The 15856-nt window shown below is 64.6% G+C and carries 13 protein-coding genes; 7 read left to right on the top strand and 6 right to left on the bottom strand.

All coding sequences use genetic code 11. The annotated features are described in order from the left end of the window. Positions 1-34: 34 nt before the first annotated feature. From SIL87_RS03965 to SIL87_RS03955, 3 genes are all read right to left on the bottom strand, one after another. Positions 35-592: a GcrA family cell cycle regulator gene (locus SIL87_RS03965; RefSeq protein ID WP_319612912.1), complete on the bottom strand. Its 558-nt coding sequence runs from the start codon at positions 590-592 to the stop codon at positions 35-37. A gap of 116 nt (positions 593-708) precedes the next feature. Then, entirely contained in the window at positions 709-1233 is a 525-nt protein-coding gene (locus SIL87_RS03960; protein WP_319612911.1) for an SH3 domain-containing protein, read from the bottom strand. After that, positions 1230-2006, bottom strand: a complete 777-nt coding sequence (locus SIL87_RS03955; protein WP_319612910.1) for a HesA/MoeB/ThiF family protein — start codon at positions 2004-2006, stop codon at positions 1230-1232. Before SIL87_RS03955 ends, SIL87_RS03960 begins: the two co-directional genes overlap by 4 nt. A 187-nt stretch (positions 2007-2193) precedes the next feature. Here SIL87_RS03955 and SIL87_RS03950 point away from each other — a divergent pair, with 187 nt between their 5' ends. The 7 genes from SIL87_RS03950 (at position 2194) to SIL87_RS03920 (ending at position 9590) form a co-directional block, all read left to right on the top strand. After that, positions 2194-2712 (top strand): NAD(P)/FAD-dependent oxidoreductase, encoded by a 519-nt coding sequence (locus SIL87_RS03950; protein ID WP_319612909.1) that lies wholly within the window; start codon positions 2194-2196, stop codon positions 2710-2712. A 21-nt stretch (positions 2713-2733) separates the two neighbouring features. Next, entirely contained in the window at positions 2734-3681 is a 948-nt protein-coding gene (locus SIL87_RS03945; protein WP_319612908.1) for an IS1595 family transposase, read from the top strand. 158 nt (positions 3682-3839) lie between these two features. Continuing rightward, positions 3840-4541, top strand: coding sequence for an NAD(P)/FAD-dependent oxidoreductase (locus SIL87_RS03940; protein WP_319612907.1), 702 nt, complete (start codon positions 3840-3842; stop codon positions 4539-4541). A gap of 58 nt (positions 4542-4599) precedes the next feature. Then, positions 4600-5316: a 7-cyano-7-deazaguanine synthase QueC gene (queC, locus tag SIL87_RS03935; protein ID WP_319612906.1), complete on the top strand. Its 717-nt coding sequence runs from the start codon at positions 4600-4602 to the stop codon at positions 5314-5316. A 277-nt stretch (positions 5317-5593) separates the two neighbouring features. Then, entirely contained in the window at positions 5594-7006 is a 1413-nt protein-coding gene (locus SIL87_RS03930; RefSeq protein ID WP_319612905.1) for an NAD(P)H-dependent flavin oxidoreductase, read from the top strand. Positions 7007-7425: 419 nt separating this feature from the next. After that, complete coding sequence (locus tag SIL87_RS03925) at positions 7426-8691, top strand: FGGY-family carbohydrate kinase (protein ID WP_319612904.1); 1266 nt, start codon at positions 7426-7428, stop codon at positions 8689-8691. Beyond that, entirely contained in the window at positions 8688-9590 is a 903-nt protein-coding gene (locus SIL87_RS03920; protein ID WP_319612903.1) for a TIGR01459 family HAD-type hydrolase, read from the top strand. Before SIL87_RS03925 ends, SIL87_RS03920 begins: the two co-directional genes overlap by 4 nt. On the opposite strand, the gene SIL87_RS03915 is transcribed toward SIL87_RS03920, so the two are convergent. Genes SIL87_RS03915 through SIL87_RS03905 form a run of 3 tightly spaced genes read right to left on the bottom strand, consistent with a single transcriptional unit; the run spans position 9568 to position 15470 of the window. Continuing rightward, positions 9568-12654, bottom strand: coding sequence for an efflux RND transporter permease subunit (locus SIL87_RS03915; protein WP_319612902.1), 3087 nt, complete (start codon positions 12652-12654; stop codon positions 9568-9570). The two genes, SIL87_RS03920 and SIL87_RS03915, sit on opposite strands and share 23 nt — an antisense overlap. Before the next feature lie 12 nt (positions 12655-12666). Continuing rightward, positions 12667-13944, bottom strand: coding sequence for an efflux RND transporter periplasmic adaptor subunit (locus tag SIL87_RS03910; RefSeq protein WP_319612901.1), 1278 nt, complete (start codon positions 13942-13944; stop codon positions 12667-12669). Beyond that, positions 13941-15470, bottom strand: coding sequence for an efflux transporter outer membrane subunit (locus SIL87_RS03905; RefSeq protein WP_319612900.1), 1530 nt, complete (start codon positions 15468-15470; stop codon positions 13941-13943). The genes SIL87_RS03910 and SIL87_RS03905 overlap by 4 nt, the downstream gene beginning before the upstream one ends. Between the last annotated feature and the right edge of the window lie 386 nt (positions 15471-15856).

Raw genomic sequence — 15856 nt, 5'->3', positions numbered from 1 at the left:
AGGCAACAAGGGCTCATGCCGCGCGCCGGGCCGATCAGGCGACATCCTCACGCCGGTCGCGAACCCGCACATAGGCGATTTCGGCATGGGGGCCGCAATAAGGTTTGTTGGCCAGGGCCGGATCGCCGCAGAAGCGGAAATTCGGGGTGCCCGGCTCGCCGATCGGCCAGCAGCACGAAGGTGTGCGCGGCGCAAGCCGGACGGGTTGCGGCCCGCTTGTGTTTCCGCTTACAGCGGCGAGCATCGGGCGCATCGCCGGGGTCGAGGGGCGCGGCACCGGCGCCCGATCCGATGGCGCCTCGGCTGAAACCGGCGGCATTGCCCGGGCGACCACGCGCGGCGCTTCCGGTTCCGCCGGGGCGGCGAGAGACGGCAGGGTGGGGCCGGAAACCCGGCGCGGCGCGGGTTCCCGCACCGCAGCCGCCGCCGGATCGCGCCGGATCGGCGAGGGTCGGGCCGGCAGTTCCAGCCGGTGGGCCTTGCCGACCACCGAATTCTTCGAGATGCTCAGCCGCCGCCCGATCTCGGCGGTGGACAGGCCCTCATCCCATAGATTGCGGAGCCGGATGATTGCGTCGTCTGTCCATTCCATGGCCATGTCCTCATGGTTGATACAATATAGAGTAGGGCATTTGCCTGCGGCACTCAATATATTGTTGTGGCCTGGAGTCGAGATATCTGTGGAAAACTCCGTTTATTTCGGCGCGCTTATTTGATCGCCTCACCGGGGAAGCTGCCCCAGAAATCCGCCCGGCGCAGCCAGCCATGCCGGTGGCCGGCCTCCACCGCGCACCAGCTTGCATCCTGCCGGCATGACGTGATCAGCCCGATCACACCTTTATCGAGATAGGCGACCGGTGCGGCATCCGCGCGCGGGGCGGCGCGCATGGTGTGCCGCCCGCCGATCACGATGAAGCTGCGCACCGCGTGCAGCAACGCCTCGTGCACCCAGCCCACCCCGCCATCCGGCGCCAGAACATGGCGCCACACGTTGAATTCGCCGGTGATTTCCACCGGCAGGTCGAACCGGTGGTAGACCCAGATGATCGGATACTGAAACCCCGGCCCCGCCCGCATATAGATCTCGTTCGAGCGCAGGCTGGCAAAGCGCGGCACCGGCCAGCCGGTGGCGCTGCCCTTGCCCGGTCCCGGCCCGGTGCCGGGATTGACCGCGTGCCACCCGCCCAGCATCAAGGCGAGCAGCATCAGCCCGGCGGCGCGCTGCCATTTCATGGTGTTGCCTGCCCGCCGCAGACCGCGCAGCCGGGTTCGCGCGGCACCCCGATCATCCGGAACCGCATATCCAGCGCATCCCACAACAGCAGCCGCCCGGCGAGCGACACGCCGATGCCGAGGATTTCCTTGATCGCCTCGCTCGCCTGCAGGCAGCCCATCACCCCGGTCACCGGCCCGAGCACCCCGGCTTCCGAACAGCTCGGCACCATCCCCTCGGGCGGCGGCTCGGGATAGAGGCACCGGTAGCACGGGCAGTCCGGCCCCGCATGCGGCTTGAACGTCGAAATCTGGCCCTCGAACCGCAGCACCGCCGCGGAAACCAGCGTCACCCGCGCCCGCACGCAGGCATCCGCCACGAGAAACCGGGTTGCGAAATTATCGGTGCCGTCGAGCACGATGTCATGCCCGCCCACCAGATCCGCCACGTTATCCGCCCCGATGCGCCCGGCGATCGGTGTGACATCGATCTCGGGATTGATCCCGCGCATCGCCCCCGCCGCGCTTGCGGCCTTGCCCTGGCCGATCGAGGCCATCGAATGTGCGATCTGGCGCTGCAGGTTGGAAAGCTCCAGCGTATCGTGATCGATGATCGAAATCCGCCCGATCCCCGCCGCCGCGAGATACAGCGCCGCCGGGCTGCCGAGCCCGCCCGCCCCGACGATCAATGCCGAAGCCGCGCGCAACTTCGCCTGCCCGGTCCCGCCCACCTCGCGCAACAATATATGGCGCGAATAGCGGGCGATCTCGGCTTCGCTGAAACTCAGATCCATACCCCACTCCATAGCCCCGAATCGCACCGCCTGCCCGATCGATCAAGGGGGCGCGGTCCGGGCCGGATCACGACATCATGATTACAAAAGCGACATTTAAGCTAATCATTATATCATCGTCGTGAAACGAATTGATCTACCGGCCCGCACCGCCCAATTGAGGAGCGTATCAAATAGGAGATCACCCATGCCGGATCACGACACGCACCAGGGCCAGCCGCATATCCTCGTCCTCGGCGGTAATTTCGCTGGCCTCGCGGCGGCGCAGGATGTTCGACGCCTCTGCGGCGATGCGGTCCGGATCACCCTGATCGACCGGCGCGACTATCTGTTGTTCATCCCGAACATTCCCGCCGACGTGTTCGCCAACCGCAACCCGGCGGACCACCAGATCGTTCCGATCCGCCCGATCCTGAAGAAATCCGACGTCACGTTCATTCAGGCGGAGATCGGCGCGATCGACGTCGATGCGAAATCGGTCACCTTCGTGCCCAATGAGCGCTCCGGCGAAGAGACCGAAACGCTGACCTACGATTATCTGGTCATCGCGCTCGGCAACCGCCTCTCGTTCGACCGGATCGAGGGTTTCGCCGAATACGGCCACACCGTCAGCGACCTCTATCACGGTGAAAAACTCCGCAAATACCTTTACCTGCTTACCCATCTTGATCCGCCGATTTCTCTGCGGTACGAAACGGGAACATAGCGATATGATCTGGAGGTTTCGATGGCGCGCAACGCTGTGCAATTTCAGAAAGGGCTGAGCGAGGCTGAATTCGACGGGCTTTACGGCACGGAGGAGCAATGCCGGGCGGTGGTGATCAAGCTGCGGTGGCCGAACGGCTTTTCCTGTCCGGTCTGCGGTGGGACGTCGCACAGCATCCACACATCGCGGGGGCTGTTTCAATGCACGCGCTGCCGTCGGCAGACCTCGCCGACCGCGGGAACGATCTTCGCTGCGACGAAATTGCCGCTGCGTACGTGGTTCCGGGCGATGTACCACATGACGCAGAGCAAACAGGGGATCTCCTCGATCGAGCTCGGCCGACGCCTCGGTGTCCGCCAGACGACGGCGTGGATGCTCAAGCACAAGCTGCAGCAGGCGATGATGGAGCGTGACGGACGCAAACGTCTGAAAGGGCGGATCGAGATCGACGACGCGGTTCTCGGCGGTCAGCGCTCCGGTGGTAAGCGAGGACGCGGCGCGCCAGGCAAAACCCCGTTTGTCGCGGCGGTCGAGACGACCGAAGACGGCAAGGCGGTCCAGTTGAAACTGCGCCGGGTCGCGGGGTTCACCGGCCAGGAGATTTCGCGTTTCGCGTTGCGCAGTCTCGATCCCGCCTGCAATGTGGTCAGTGACGGGTTGGCCTGCTTTCATCGGGTCACCGACGCCGGGTGTGCGCATCAGGCAATCGTCACCGGAGGCGGTGCCGAAGCCGCGCGTCACCCGGTGTTCCGATGGGTCAACACAACCCTTGGGAACATCAAGTCCGCGATCGTCGGCACCTACCGGGCCATCAGCAGCAAACACACGCCGCGATATCTCGCCGAATTCGAGTACCGCTATAATCGCCGATACGATCTCGCCAGCATGATCCCAAGGCTCGGATACGCCGTCGTCCACGCCCCGCCAATGCCATACAGACTGCTGAAACTGGCGGAGGTTTATGGGTAAGCAGGTACCTTTATGACGGCGGCTACAAGGGCGGCCCGGTCGCGATCGGGTCGGCGCGATTCCATCAGGGCAACGGCGCGGACGGCCTCGCGCCCTATCCGGGCGGCTCGATCCCCAACGCCCTCGCCGCCTGCGAAGGCCCGCCGCTCGAACTTGCGATGTCGATGGCGACGTGGATGGGCGAACAGAAAACCGGTGGCCCCGAGCAGATCACCATCTTCACCCCCGGCGAGACCATCGCCGAGGATGCCGGCCTGGAGATTGTGAAAAAATTCCTCGGGCTCGCCGGCGGCATGGGCATGAAATACAAGAACAATGTTCAGGACATCAAAAAACTCACCGCCACCACCATCGAATTCGCCAATGGCGAAACCATCGATGCCGAGCTGAAAATCCTTCTGCCCGACTGGGTCGCCCATGATTTCCTCAAGGGCCTGCCGATTTCCGACGATCAGGGCTTCATCATCACCGACCTGCTGATGCGCAACCCGAAATACCCCAACGTCTTCGCCGCCGGCGACTGCGCGGCGGTCACGGTGCCGAAACTCGGCGCGATCGGGCATCAGGAAGCCGAAATCGTCGCGATGCAGATCGCGAAGGATCTCGGCCATCTGAGCGCCGAAAAAGCCGACCAGAAACTGGAACCGGTGGTCATGTGCATCGGCGATATGGGCGCGGGCAAAGCCTTCTATATCCGTTCGAACGTCTGGTTCGGCGGCAAGGACGAGGTGCTCGAAATCGGCCGCGTGCCCTACCAGCTGAAAATGCGCTACCGCGACATGTTCATCGCCAATTCCGGCCGCATCCCCGCGATCGGTCTCGTGCTCGCGCAATTCGCAGCCGAACACATCAAGGTCTGAGCCCGCGCTCCCCCGCCGAGGCTTGCTCTCGGCGGGCAGGCACGGCAGATGGGAGACGATGACCCATCAGGCCGCCCTGGTATTGTTCTCCGGCGGGCAGGACAGCGCCACCTGCCTCGCCTACGCGCTCGACCGCTACGACCGGGTCGAGACCATCGGGTTCTTCTACGGCCAGCGCCACGCCGTGGAACTCGAATGCCGCATCCCGCTTCGGGACGGCATTTCAGGACTCAAATCCTGGAATTGCGAGCTCGGTCCCGACCACATGCTCGATATCGAACCCGCCCTTGCCGCGCTGGGTGCGACGGCGATGACGGCGGATATCGAGATTGCCACCACAGAGGCCGGGTTGCCCAACACGTTCGTTCCGGGCCGCAACCTGCTGTTTCTCACCTATGCCGCCGCGCTGGCCTACCGGCGCGACCTCGGTGTGCTGGTCGGCGGCATGTGCGAGACCGATTATTCCGGCTACCCCGACTGCCGGTCCGATACCATGGGCGCGATGCAGACCGCGCTCGGCCTCGGGCTCGACCGGTCGATCACCATCGACACCCCGCTGATGTATCGCGACAAGGCCGCCACCTGGCATCTGGCCGAAACCCTCGGCGGCGGCGCTCTGATCGAGATCATCCGGGTCGGCAGCCATAGTTGCTACAAAGGCACCCGCACGACCCTGCATGACTGGGGCTATGGCTGCGGCGCCTGCCCGGCCTGCGACCTGCGGCGCGCGGGCTGGCAGCGGTATCGCGCGGCGCCCGGTATGGACAAATCGTGACGAAATCCCCTATCGACCCTGCGATCGGCGCTGTTTGACGCCTCCAGATCGTGCTAAAACGCCGTAAAGGATGTGAGAGGGACGCAGGTGATGCAATGTCGCGGCACCCCATATCTGATCAGATGCGGCAACCCCGATCGTGAGTATCGCGGGCTGCATCCGGTATCACGGGCCACGGGGCCACGTGGTGCCGCATTGGCCACTTTCCGTGCGTACCGCTACAAACCGTCTGAAACTTCAGGATATTTCGCAGCGCGATGAACAGGTTGCCCCGAGCATGAAAACGATCAACCCGATCCGTATGGGCGGAATCGATGTCCTGCCGCTGGTCGAGGGCGGCAAGGGCGTCGCGATTTCCAACGGGCTGTCCGCCGGTCAATGGGCGGCGTCCGGCGGCGTCGGCACGTTCAGCGCGGTCAACGCCGATGCGTATGATGAGAACGGCCGGGCCATTCCGCAGCTCTATCACGGCAGCACCCGCCGCGCCCGCCATGAGGAACTCGTCGCCTACGCGATCGACGGCGGCATCGCCCAGGCGCAGCGCGCCCACGAGGAATCCGGCGGCCAGGGCCGGATCCACGCCAATATCCTTTGGGAAATGGGCGGGGCCGAACGGGTGATCAACGGCATTCTCGAAGGGGCCAAGGGGCTGATCAACGGCATCACCTGTGGTGCCGGCATGCCCTACAAGCTCTCCGAAATCGCCGCGCGCTTCAACGTCCATTACTACCCGATCGTCTCTTCCGCCCGCGCCTTCAACGCCCTCTGGCGCCGCGCCTACCACAAGGCCGCCGACCTGATGGGCGGCGTGGTCTATGAAGACCCCTGGCTCGCCGGCGGCCATAACGGCCTCTCCAACTCCGAAGATCCGACCCGCCCGGAAAACCCGCTGCCCCGCGTCATCGCGCTGCGCAAGCAGATGCGCGAATTCGGGCTCGATGCCACGCCGATCATCATGGCCGGCGGCGTCTGGTGGCTGGAGGAATGGGAGGACTGGCTCGACAACCCCGATGTCGGCCCGATCGCCTTCCAGTTCGGCACCCGCCCGCTGCTGACCCGCGAAAGCCCGATCAGCGAGGTCTGGAAACAAAAACTCCTCACGTTGAAAAAAGGTGACATTTTCCTCAACCGTTTCTCGCCCACCGGCTTTTATTCCAGCGCGGTGAACAACGAGTTCATCCAGGGGCTGCGCGCCCGCTCCGAGCGACAGGTCGCCTACACCACCGAACCGGTCGGCGCCCACACCGCCGAATACGGCGTCGGCCCGCGCAAACGCCCGGTATGGCTCACCGCGCCCGATCTGGCGCGCGTGCGCGGCTGGGAGCGCGAAGGCTTCACCGAAGCCCTGCGCACCCCGGATTCGACCCTGATCTTCGAAACCCCCGAAGCCTCCGAGGCCATCCGTCTCGATCAGGTCAACTGCATGGGCTGCCTGTCGCATTGCCGCTTCTCCAACTGGTCGCAGGAAGAGCCCGATTTCTCGACCGGCAAGAAAGCCGACCCGCGGAGCTTCTGCATCCAGAAAACCCTGCAGGACATCGCGCATGACGGCGAAAACCCCGCCTCGGTCGATCATAACCTGATGTTCAGCGGCCATAACGGCTACCGCTTCGCGACCGACCCGTTCTATTCCAACGGCTTCATCCCCACCGTGAAGCAATTGTTCGAACGGATCATGACCGGGCGCTGAGCCCGCCACGGGTTTTCAGCACAGGTCAGGAGGCACCGCCTCCTGACCTTTCGTTTTTCCGGTCGACACGAAAGGGACGCCCCTGACGGCGCCCTGCAATCGGGCCTTCTTGGCGATCCCACCCTCGATTGCTACGATAGCGACCCACGATCGAAGGATTAACCCCTGCTTGACCATCGCCGATATATCGTTCGAAGCGGAAATCCGGCGCTGCGTTGCGGCACGATCGGCGCTGCATCCATGTTGAACAGGGAAGGCAAGCAAAGCCCTTCTTTTTTTGCAAAAAAAGAAGCAAAAAAACTCTCTTTAATCTGGCCCGCGCCCTCGAAACCGGCTGTGCCCCAACTCAAAAAAGTTTTTTGCTTCTTTTTTTCAAAAAAGAAGCCCTTCCCTCCCTTTTCCTGTTCCCCCGCCCGCTGATGCCCGCCCTCCTCACCCTCGGCATCGACCTCGGCACGTCCGGCATTCGCGCCATCGCGATCGATGGGGGCGACACCATTCACGGTCAGGGCACGGCCCGGATCGCGCCGGAGCATCGCCGCGATCCCGCAGCGATCTGGCGGGGCGTCGTCGCGGCGCTCGATGCGCTCCGGGCCCATATTTATATGCCGGCGATCCGTGCCATCGCGATCGACGGCACTTCCGGCACCCTCATCGTCACGGATGATCAGGCGACGCCGATCGGCCCCGCCACGCTCTACAGCGACCGCGCCACCCCGGACTCGGTCGCCCGCATCGCGGCCATTGCCCCGCGCGACAGTGCCGCCCACGGCAACGCCTCGCCGCTCGCCCGGCTGCTCGACCTGCCTCCGGCCACGAGCCCGCGTTACGCCTTGCACGAAGCGGACTGGATCACCTGCCGCCTCGGCGGGCCGTTCGGCGTCTCGGATGCCAACAACGCCCTGAAATCAGGCTACGATCCCATCACCGGCACCTGGCCCGGCTGGATCGACCGACTGGGCCTCACCGCCACCCTCCCGCACGTGGTGGAACCCGGCACCAATCTCGCCCCGATCGACCCCGCCATCGCCGCGCGCTTCGGCTTCGACCCCGCCACCAGCCTGATCGCCGGCACCACCGATGGCTGCGCCTCGTTTCTCGCCACCGGGGCCGATCAGCCGGGCGATGGCGTCACCGCGCTCGGCTCCACCCTCACGATCAAACTCCTGTCGAACCAGCCGGTCTTTGCCCCCGATTACGGCATCTACAGCCACCGGCTGCTCGGAAACTTCCTGCCCGGCGGGGCCTCCAGCGCGGGTGCGGCCATCCTCGCCCGACACTTCACCCCCGCCGGGATCGCCGAACTCAGCCGCGCCATCGACCCGACCCAGGATTCCGGCCTCGATTACTACCCGCTCCCCGCCCAGGGCGAGCGCTTCCCGATCAACGATCCCGCAATGCAACCCCGGCTCACCCCCCGCCCGGATGACGATGCCCGCTTCCTCCACGGCATGCTCGAAGGCCTCGCCCGGATCGAAGCCCTCGGCTACCAGCGCCTCGCCGAACTCGGCGCGCCGCCGCTGCGCCGTGTCCTTACGGTCGGGGGTGGTGCGATCAATCCCGTCTGGACCGCGCTGCGCTCCCGTATCCTCGGCGTCCCGGTTGCTCCCGCTCCGCAGACCGATGCCGCGGTCGGCACCGCACGCCTCGCGCGCATCGGCATCACGAGACGGGATACCGCATGAAACCCGATGACACGGCCCACGGCGAACCATTACCCGATACGGCCAACCCGTTTCTGGGCCGGACCAGTGAAATCCCCGGCCTCGACACCCTCAGCGAAGATGCTGACGCCTTCCTGATCGACCAGTTCGGCACCATCCACGACGGCGAACACCCTTATCCGGATGCCATCGAAACCCTTCACGCCATCCGCAGCGCCGGCAAGAAAGTCATTCTCCTGTCCAACTCGGGCCGCCGCGCCACCAATAACGATGCCCGCCTCGCCGCCATGGGCTTCACCACAGATTGCTACGACGCGTCGCTCTGCTCCGGCGAAGTCGGCTGGGCCGACCTGCGCGCCGACCCGCTGCCCTGCCTGCGGCAACATTGCCGCATCCTGCTCCTCGCCCGCGACCCCTCGCTCGACATTCTCGAAGGGTTCGACATCGAACCGGTCGATACCGTCGAGTCCGCCGACCTCATCATGCTCGCGGGCTCGCAGACCGACCTCTATGGCTACGACACGCTGTGGGACCGCATCCGGCCGGGGATCGCCCGCAACATCCCGCTGGTCTGCACCAACCCCGACAGGCTCATGCTCGCCGGAGGGCAACTCCATCCCGGTGCCGGAACCCTCGCCGAAGCCTATCGCAACGCGGGTGGTCACGTCCGCTGGTACGGCAAACCCTACCCCCGCCTCTACCGCGCCGCCTTCGCCCTGCTTCCGGGCATCCCGCGTCCGCGCATTTTCGGCGTCGGCGACAGTATCGAACACGATGTCGCCGGTGCCGCCGCCCGTGGCTGCAACAGCGTGCTCACCCGCACCGGCATCATCGCCCACGCCTCCGACGCCGCACTCGCCGCCGAAATGACCCGCTACGCCTGCCGCCCCACCACCATCATGTCCCGATTCCAGTGGTGACCGGCCCCTGGACATCCGCCGCTCTGACATGGCGTTGGCCGATGAGGAGATAGACGGCAGGAAGGACAAAAAGGGTGAACAGGGTTCCGATCGCGAGGCCCGTGGCAATGACCATGCCCATATTGTAGCGGGCGGCGGCACCGGCACCGGTCGCGATGATGAGGGGCACGACGCCGAGGACCATCGCCGAGGTGGTCATGAGGATGGGGCGGAGCCGGATGCCGACGGCGTGTTCGATAGCTTCGCGCTTGGTCATCCCGGCGATCTGGGCTTCGTTGGCGACCTCGACGATCAGGATGCCGTGTTTGCTGATCAGGCCCATCAGGGTGACGAGGCCGACCTCGGTATAGATGTTCAGGCTGAGGCCGAAGCCGAGATAGATGAAGATCAGCGCCCCGGCGATCGACATCGGGACCGAGACGAGAATGATCAGCGGGTCGCGGAACGAATTGAACAGGGCCGCGAGAGCGAGAAAGATCACGACGACGGCGAAACCGAACGTGCCGAGGAAGCCGCTCTGTTCCTCGACGAACTGGCGCATCGGGCCACCGTAATCGACGTCGTAGCCGGTGGGCGGCAGGAGTTTTTTGGCAATTCTGTCGAGCACGGTGACGGTTTCGCCCTGGGAGACGCCGGGGGCGGCGACGCCCTGGATGGTGGCCGAGTTGAGCTGCTGGAAGTGGTTGACCGATTCCGGGATGACCTGATTGGTGATGTGGGCGACCGCGCTGAGCGGGATCGGCACGCCGTTGACCGAGGTGATCGGGTAATCGAGCAACTGCGACGAGTTCAGGCGGTTCGATTGCGAGACTTGCGGGATAACCTCGTAGGAGCGGTCGTCGAGGCTGAAGTAATTGACGTACAGGCCGCCGAGCGCCTGGGTGAGTGCTGCACCGACCTGGCTCATCGTGAGGCCGAGCGTCGCGGCCTTGGCGCGGTCGATCACCACGGTGGACTGGGGCTGATCGATTTTCAGGTCGGACTGGAGAAAAATGAATTTGCCGGTCTTGAGCGCGGCGGCGAGGACTTTTTTCGACACCGTGTTGAGCGCGCCGAAGGGTTCGGTGGTCTTGATGACGAATTGCACCGGCAGGCCCTGCGAGCCAGGCAGCGATGGCGGCTGGAAGGCGACGACCTGCTGGCCGGCGACGTTGTCATCGACCTGTTCCTGGATTTCCTTCTGGAGCACCGCGGCGGATTTGGTGCGGTCGTCCCACGGGGTGAGGACCATGCCGCCGATCGAGGAGGTCGTGGTTTCGAACTGGAAGGTGTGAGCGACCGATTTATGGGTCAGCATCAGGCGGTTGACCTCCTTGCCCCACATCACTTTCTGGTCGAGCGTCGCGTTCGGGGCGGAGGTGGAGGACATGATGACCACGCCCTGATCCTCCTGCGGCGCAAGCTCGCTCTTCGAGCCGGCGGCGAGGAAATAGATGCTGCACAGGATGATCAGGCCGAAAGTGAGGGTGACCGGCAGGGTGGCGAGGCTGCCGCGCAGCAGGCGCATGTAGATACGGTGGACCTCGCCGAACCGCCGGTCGATGAAATGGACCAGCCTTGCTTCCCAGCCGTGATCCTCGCGCGGGATATGGCGAAGCATGCGCGAGGAGAGCATCGGCGATAACGTCAGGGCGATGATCGCCGAGATGGTGACGGCGGCGACCAGGGTGAAGGCGAATTCGGTGAACAGCGCACCGGTGAGGCCGGACTGAAAGCCGATCGGGGCATAGACCGCGGCGAGCACCACCGTCATTGCGATGATCGGGCCACCGAGTTCGCCGGCGGCGTTCATCGCGGCCTGGATGCGGGGTTCGCCCATGTCGAGATGGCGGTTGACGTTTTCGACGACAATGATGGCGTCATCCACCACCAGCCCGATGGCGAGGACCAGCGCGAGCAGGGTGAGCAGGTTGATGGTGAAGCCGAGCATCGCCATCGCGGCGAAAGTGCCGATGAGCGAGAGCGGGATGGCGACGACCGGAATGATCACCGAGCGCGGGGTGCCGAGAAAGGCGAAGACCACGACGATAACGATCAGCAGGGCCTCGATCAGGGCCGCGATCACGTCGTGGATCGAGGAATTGACGAATTCGGCGGAGTTATAGACGATCGAACCCTGAAGGCCGGAGGGTAGCTGCGCCTTGATCCCGGGAAATTTTTTGGAAATGGCATCGACCACGGTGAGGAGGTCGGCGCCGGGGGCGACTTCGATGCCGATATAGACGCCGGATTTACCATCGAAGGCGACTTCGGAATCATAGGTGTTCGAGCCAAGCTCGACACGGGCGATATCGCCCAGACGCACGATGGCGCCGTTGGACTGGGTGACGATCAACCTGCGGAACTCGGCGGCGGTGTGCAGGCTGGTCGAGGCGGTCAGCGAGGTCTGCGTCATCGTGCCTTTGGTGTTGCCGAGCGCACTGATGAAATCATTGCCGCTCAGCGCGGTGAACACCGAGCTGGCGGTGAGGCCGTAAGCCGCGAGTTTGTTGGGTTCCAGCCAGATCCGCATGGCGTAGTTCTGCGCGCCGAGAATGGTGGCGGCCTGGACCCCCTGCACCGACTGAAGCTGGGGCTGGACGATGCGGGTGAGGTAATCGGTGATCTGGCTGGTGGTCAGCACGTCGCTCTTGAAGCCGATATACATGGCATCGAGGGTCTGGCCGACCTGCAGGACGAGCTGCGGCTGCTGGGTGCCGCTCGGCAACTGGTTGAGGACCGACTGGATCTGCGCCTGGATTTCGGTGAGCGCCTTGCTGGTGTTGTAGTTCAGCACGAGGTTGACCACGATGGTGCTGGTGCTGGTCTGGCTGGTCGAGGTCATGTAATCGATGCCGTTGACCTGCGAGACGGCGTTTTCGATCGGCGTGGTGACAAAGCCGGCCATCGTGCTCGGGTCGGCGCCCGGATAGGTCGTGGTGATGGTGATGGTCGCGTTTTCGGTCTTCGGATATTCGAGGATCGGCAGGGAACCCACCGATTTCAGGCCGAGCACCAGAATGATCGCGCTGACCACGATGGCCAGGACCGGCCGGCGGATGAACAGGGCAGTGAAATTCTTCATGATGATCTCGGATCACTCGTTCGGCACGACGGGATCGGGCGAATCCGAGGGCATGATCTTGTTGTCGATGATCACCGGTGATTTGTTCAGCAGCTTGACCTGACCGGCGACGACGACCTGATCGCCGGGCGAAACACCCTTGAGGATCGCGACCTGATCGCCCCGGGTCTGGCCGAGGGTGACGAAGACCTGCTCGACATAGTGGGTCGCCTTGGGCGGGGCGGTCTTGCCCGGCTTGGTCTTGGGGGCGGGCTTCGTGGTCGAGGCCGGGGTGGATTTGTCACGTTTGACGATAAACACGGTGTCGCCGAACGAGTTATAGGCGATCGCGGTCTGCGGCAGGGTGACCACCTGTTCGGGCGCGCCGACCGCGATGGCGACGCGGGCGAACATGCCGGGGCGGAGTTCGTCATGCGGGTTGGTCAGTTGGGCGCGGATCTGGATCATGCGCGTCGTGGCGCTCACCGCCGAGTCGATCGCGATGATCTTGCCGTCGAACGGGGTGGTGCCGAAGGACTCGATCGTGACCTGCACCGCCATGCCGGGCCGGATGGTGCGCAGGGCGGCCTGGGGCAGGTAGAAATCGATGTCGATCGGGTTGAGTTTCTGCAGCGAGGCGATGGTGGTGCCGGCGGCGAGATATTCGCCGAGATCGACCGCGCGGATACCGATACGACCGGAGAACGGCGCCTTGACGGTTTTTTCCGCCATCAGGGCGAGCTGGCTGTTCACGTTGGCCTGGGCGCTGGCGAGGTTGGCGCGATCGGTATCGACGGTCTGCATACTGACCGCCTGGGCACGGTACTGGGCGAGGTCGCGCTGGTAGGTGACCTGATCGAGCGAGGCGGTGGCGCGCAACTGGGCGAGCAGGGCCTGATCGTTATTCGGGCGCAAAGTGAGCAAAACCTGGCCCTTCTTGACGTTCTGGCCGGATTTGAAACTGATGGTATCGACGATGCCGGCGACCTCGGCGGACAGATTGGCGCCCTGTTCGGCGATCAGCGTGCCGGTGGAATTCTGTTCGGGCTGGAAGCTGGACGCCTTCGCCACCATGGTCGCGACCGTCTGCGGCGGGTTTTTCAGGGTGGCAAGGAATTTCCCGATCATGATGGTGCGGAAGGCACCGAACCCGAAGATCAGGAACAGCACGATGCCGACCAGGATGAGCATGATGATCATGCGCAGCGTGACCGAAGGGCGGCGCGGCGGCCTGGCGCCGACGACGCGGACCGGCGCGGGTTTCGGTTCGAGCGGGCCGGTCGATGTCGGCTCAAGGTCCTGCGCGGTCATGGGAGAACTCCACAGCAATTTTGTACGTCTTTCGCAACATCCTGGCGGTTCCACCAGCCGCCGCCGAGGGCCTGGAACAGGGCGGCGGTATCGGCATAGCGCTGCGCGCTTGCCTTGATCCGCGCGATGACGGCGGTTTCATAGGTCTGCTCGGCGGTGAGGACGGAGGTGTAGGGCGCGCCGCCGAGACGGTACTGGTTCTCGACGACCGCGAGCGCCTGTTTCGCCGAATGCTCGTAGGTCTGGTCGGCTGCGAGGGTCGAGGCGTCGTAATTCAGGGCGAGCAGCGTGTCCGACACGTTCTGGAACGCCAGCACCACGGTGTTCTGATAATTTGCGGCGGCCTCGCGCATGGTGGCGAGGGCGGCGCGGCGTTTGTAGAGCAGGGTGCCGCCCTGGAACAGCGGCTGGGTGATGCCCGAGGCGAGGCTCCAGAGCAGGGTCTGCGGCGTGAACAGCGAGGCGGCGGTAAGGGCTTCGTGGCCGACGCTGCCGCTCAAGGTGATCTGGGGCAGCATGTTGGCGGTCGCGACCCCGACCAGCGCGGTATCCTCGTGCAGCACGGCGGCGGCTTCGCGGATATCCGGGCGCTGGCGCACCAGTTCGGAGGGCAGGCTGAGCGGCAAAGCGTGCGGCAAGGCGAGATCGGCGAGGTTGAAATTGGCGAGGTGGAACTGGCTCGGCAGCACGCCTTCATAGGCGGCGAGCTGGTTGCGCTCCTGGGCGAGTTGGCTCTGCAGCGGCGGCAGGGTCGCGCGGGTCTGGGCGAGCTGGCTTTCCTGGGTCAGTTCGTTCGCGGCCGGAATGCCGCCGAGGGCCACCTGCGCATGGAGCACCCGCAGCACCTTTTCCTCGGCGGCGATGATCTGGTCGGTCGCCTTGATCTGTTCGACCAGCGAGGCATCGGTGACCGCGGCGGTCACGATGTTGGCGGTGAGTGACAGGTAGGTGGCTTCGAGGGCGAAACGCTGATCCTCGGCCTGGGCGCGAAGATCCTCGACCTGACGGCGGACGCCGCCGAAAATATCCGGCGCGTAGGACACCGAAACGCTGGTATTCAGCAGGGTGAACGGCGAACTTCCGGTGCTGGCGGCCGTAGAGCCGGTAAGGCCGAACGGGCTGCGTTCGCGGGTCGATTGGAAACTGCCGCTGAGCGAGGGAAAGAACGACCCCTGCTCGGCGCGGGTGGTGTCACGCGCGGCAAGAAGCGCGTTCTGGGCGGCGAGCAGGCTGGGGTTGTTGGTCAGCGCCGTCGCAATCAGCCGATCGAGCTGCGGCGAATGAAACAGGTTCCACCATTCCCCCTCGATCCGCGCCCCGACCACGAGATGCTGCGCGCCGCCGGCGGCCCCGACCGTGCGGGCCGGCAGCGGTGCCTCGGTGTAGCCGCTCACCACCGGCGCAGGCGGGCGATGAAAATTCGGCCCGACCGCGCAGCCGGCGAGCAGCGCGGCCCCGCCGATCGTGGTGAGCAGGCGGGACGCAAGGCGCATGGCGCGCCGCGACGTGGGGGGGATTTCGATCATGCCGTATGATACTTGTGACGCGCATGGCTATGTTCGGCCCGGAAACGGGGTCCCAGCATCTGCGCGGCTCAGCCTCCTGAAGTGCTGAGAGGAAACTACCGAGTTTTCCGGGGAGCCGTCAAGCGGTCGTGAACGCAAGGCCGGAGCGAGAGGAAGCAAGCGAGGGAAGCGCTTCTTTTTTGTAAAAAAGAAGCAAAAAACTTTCTGCCGGGGGGCACGGGCGTTTCTCATGCATAGTCCCGGTGGAGCGAATTTTTTTGCTTCTTTTTGTTCACAAAAAGAAGTCTTCCCCCTATCCTTGACGACTTGCATCCCGTGCCGCCGCCAGCCGCTTGAAATCGGGGGGGGTCTCTGCGATGTGTGAAGGGTTCGCCAAGACCGGCTCC

This window comes from Acidiphilium acidophilum, from assembly GCF_033842475.1.
Lineage (GTDB): Bacteria > Pseudomonadota > Alphaproteobacteria > Acetobacterales > Acetobacteraceae > Acidiphilium > Acidiphilium acidophilum.
The sequence above is the reverse complement of the archived record's forward strand: the minus strand, read 5'-3'. Positions and strand labels throughout refer to the sequence as shown.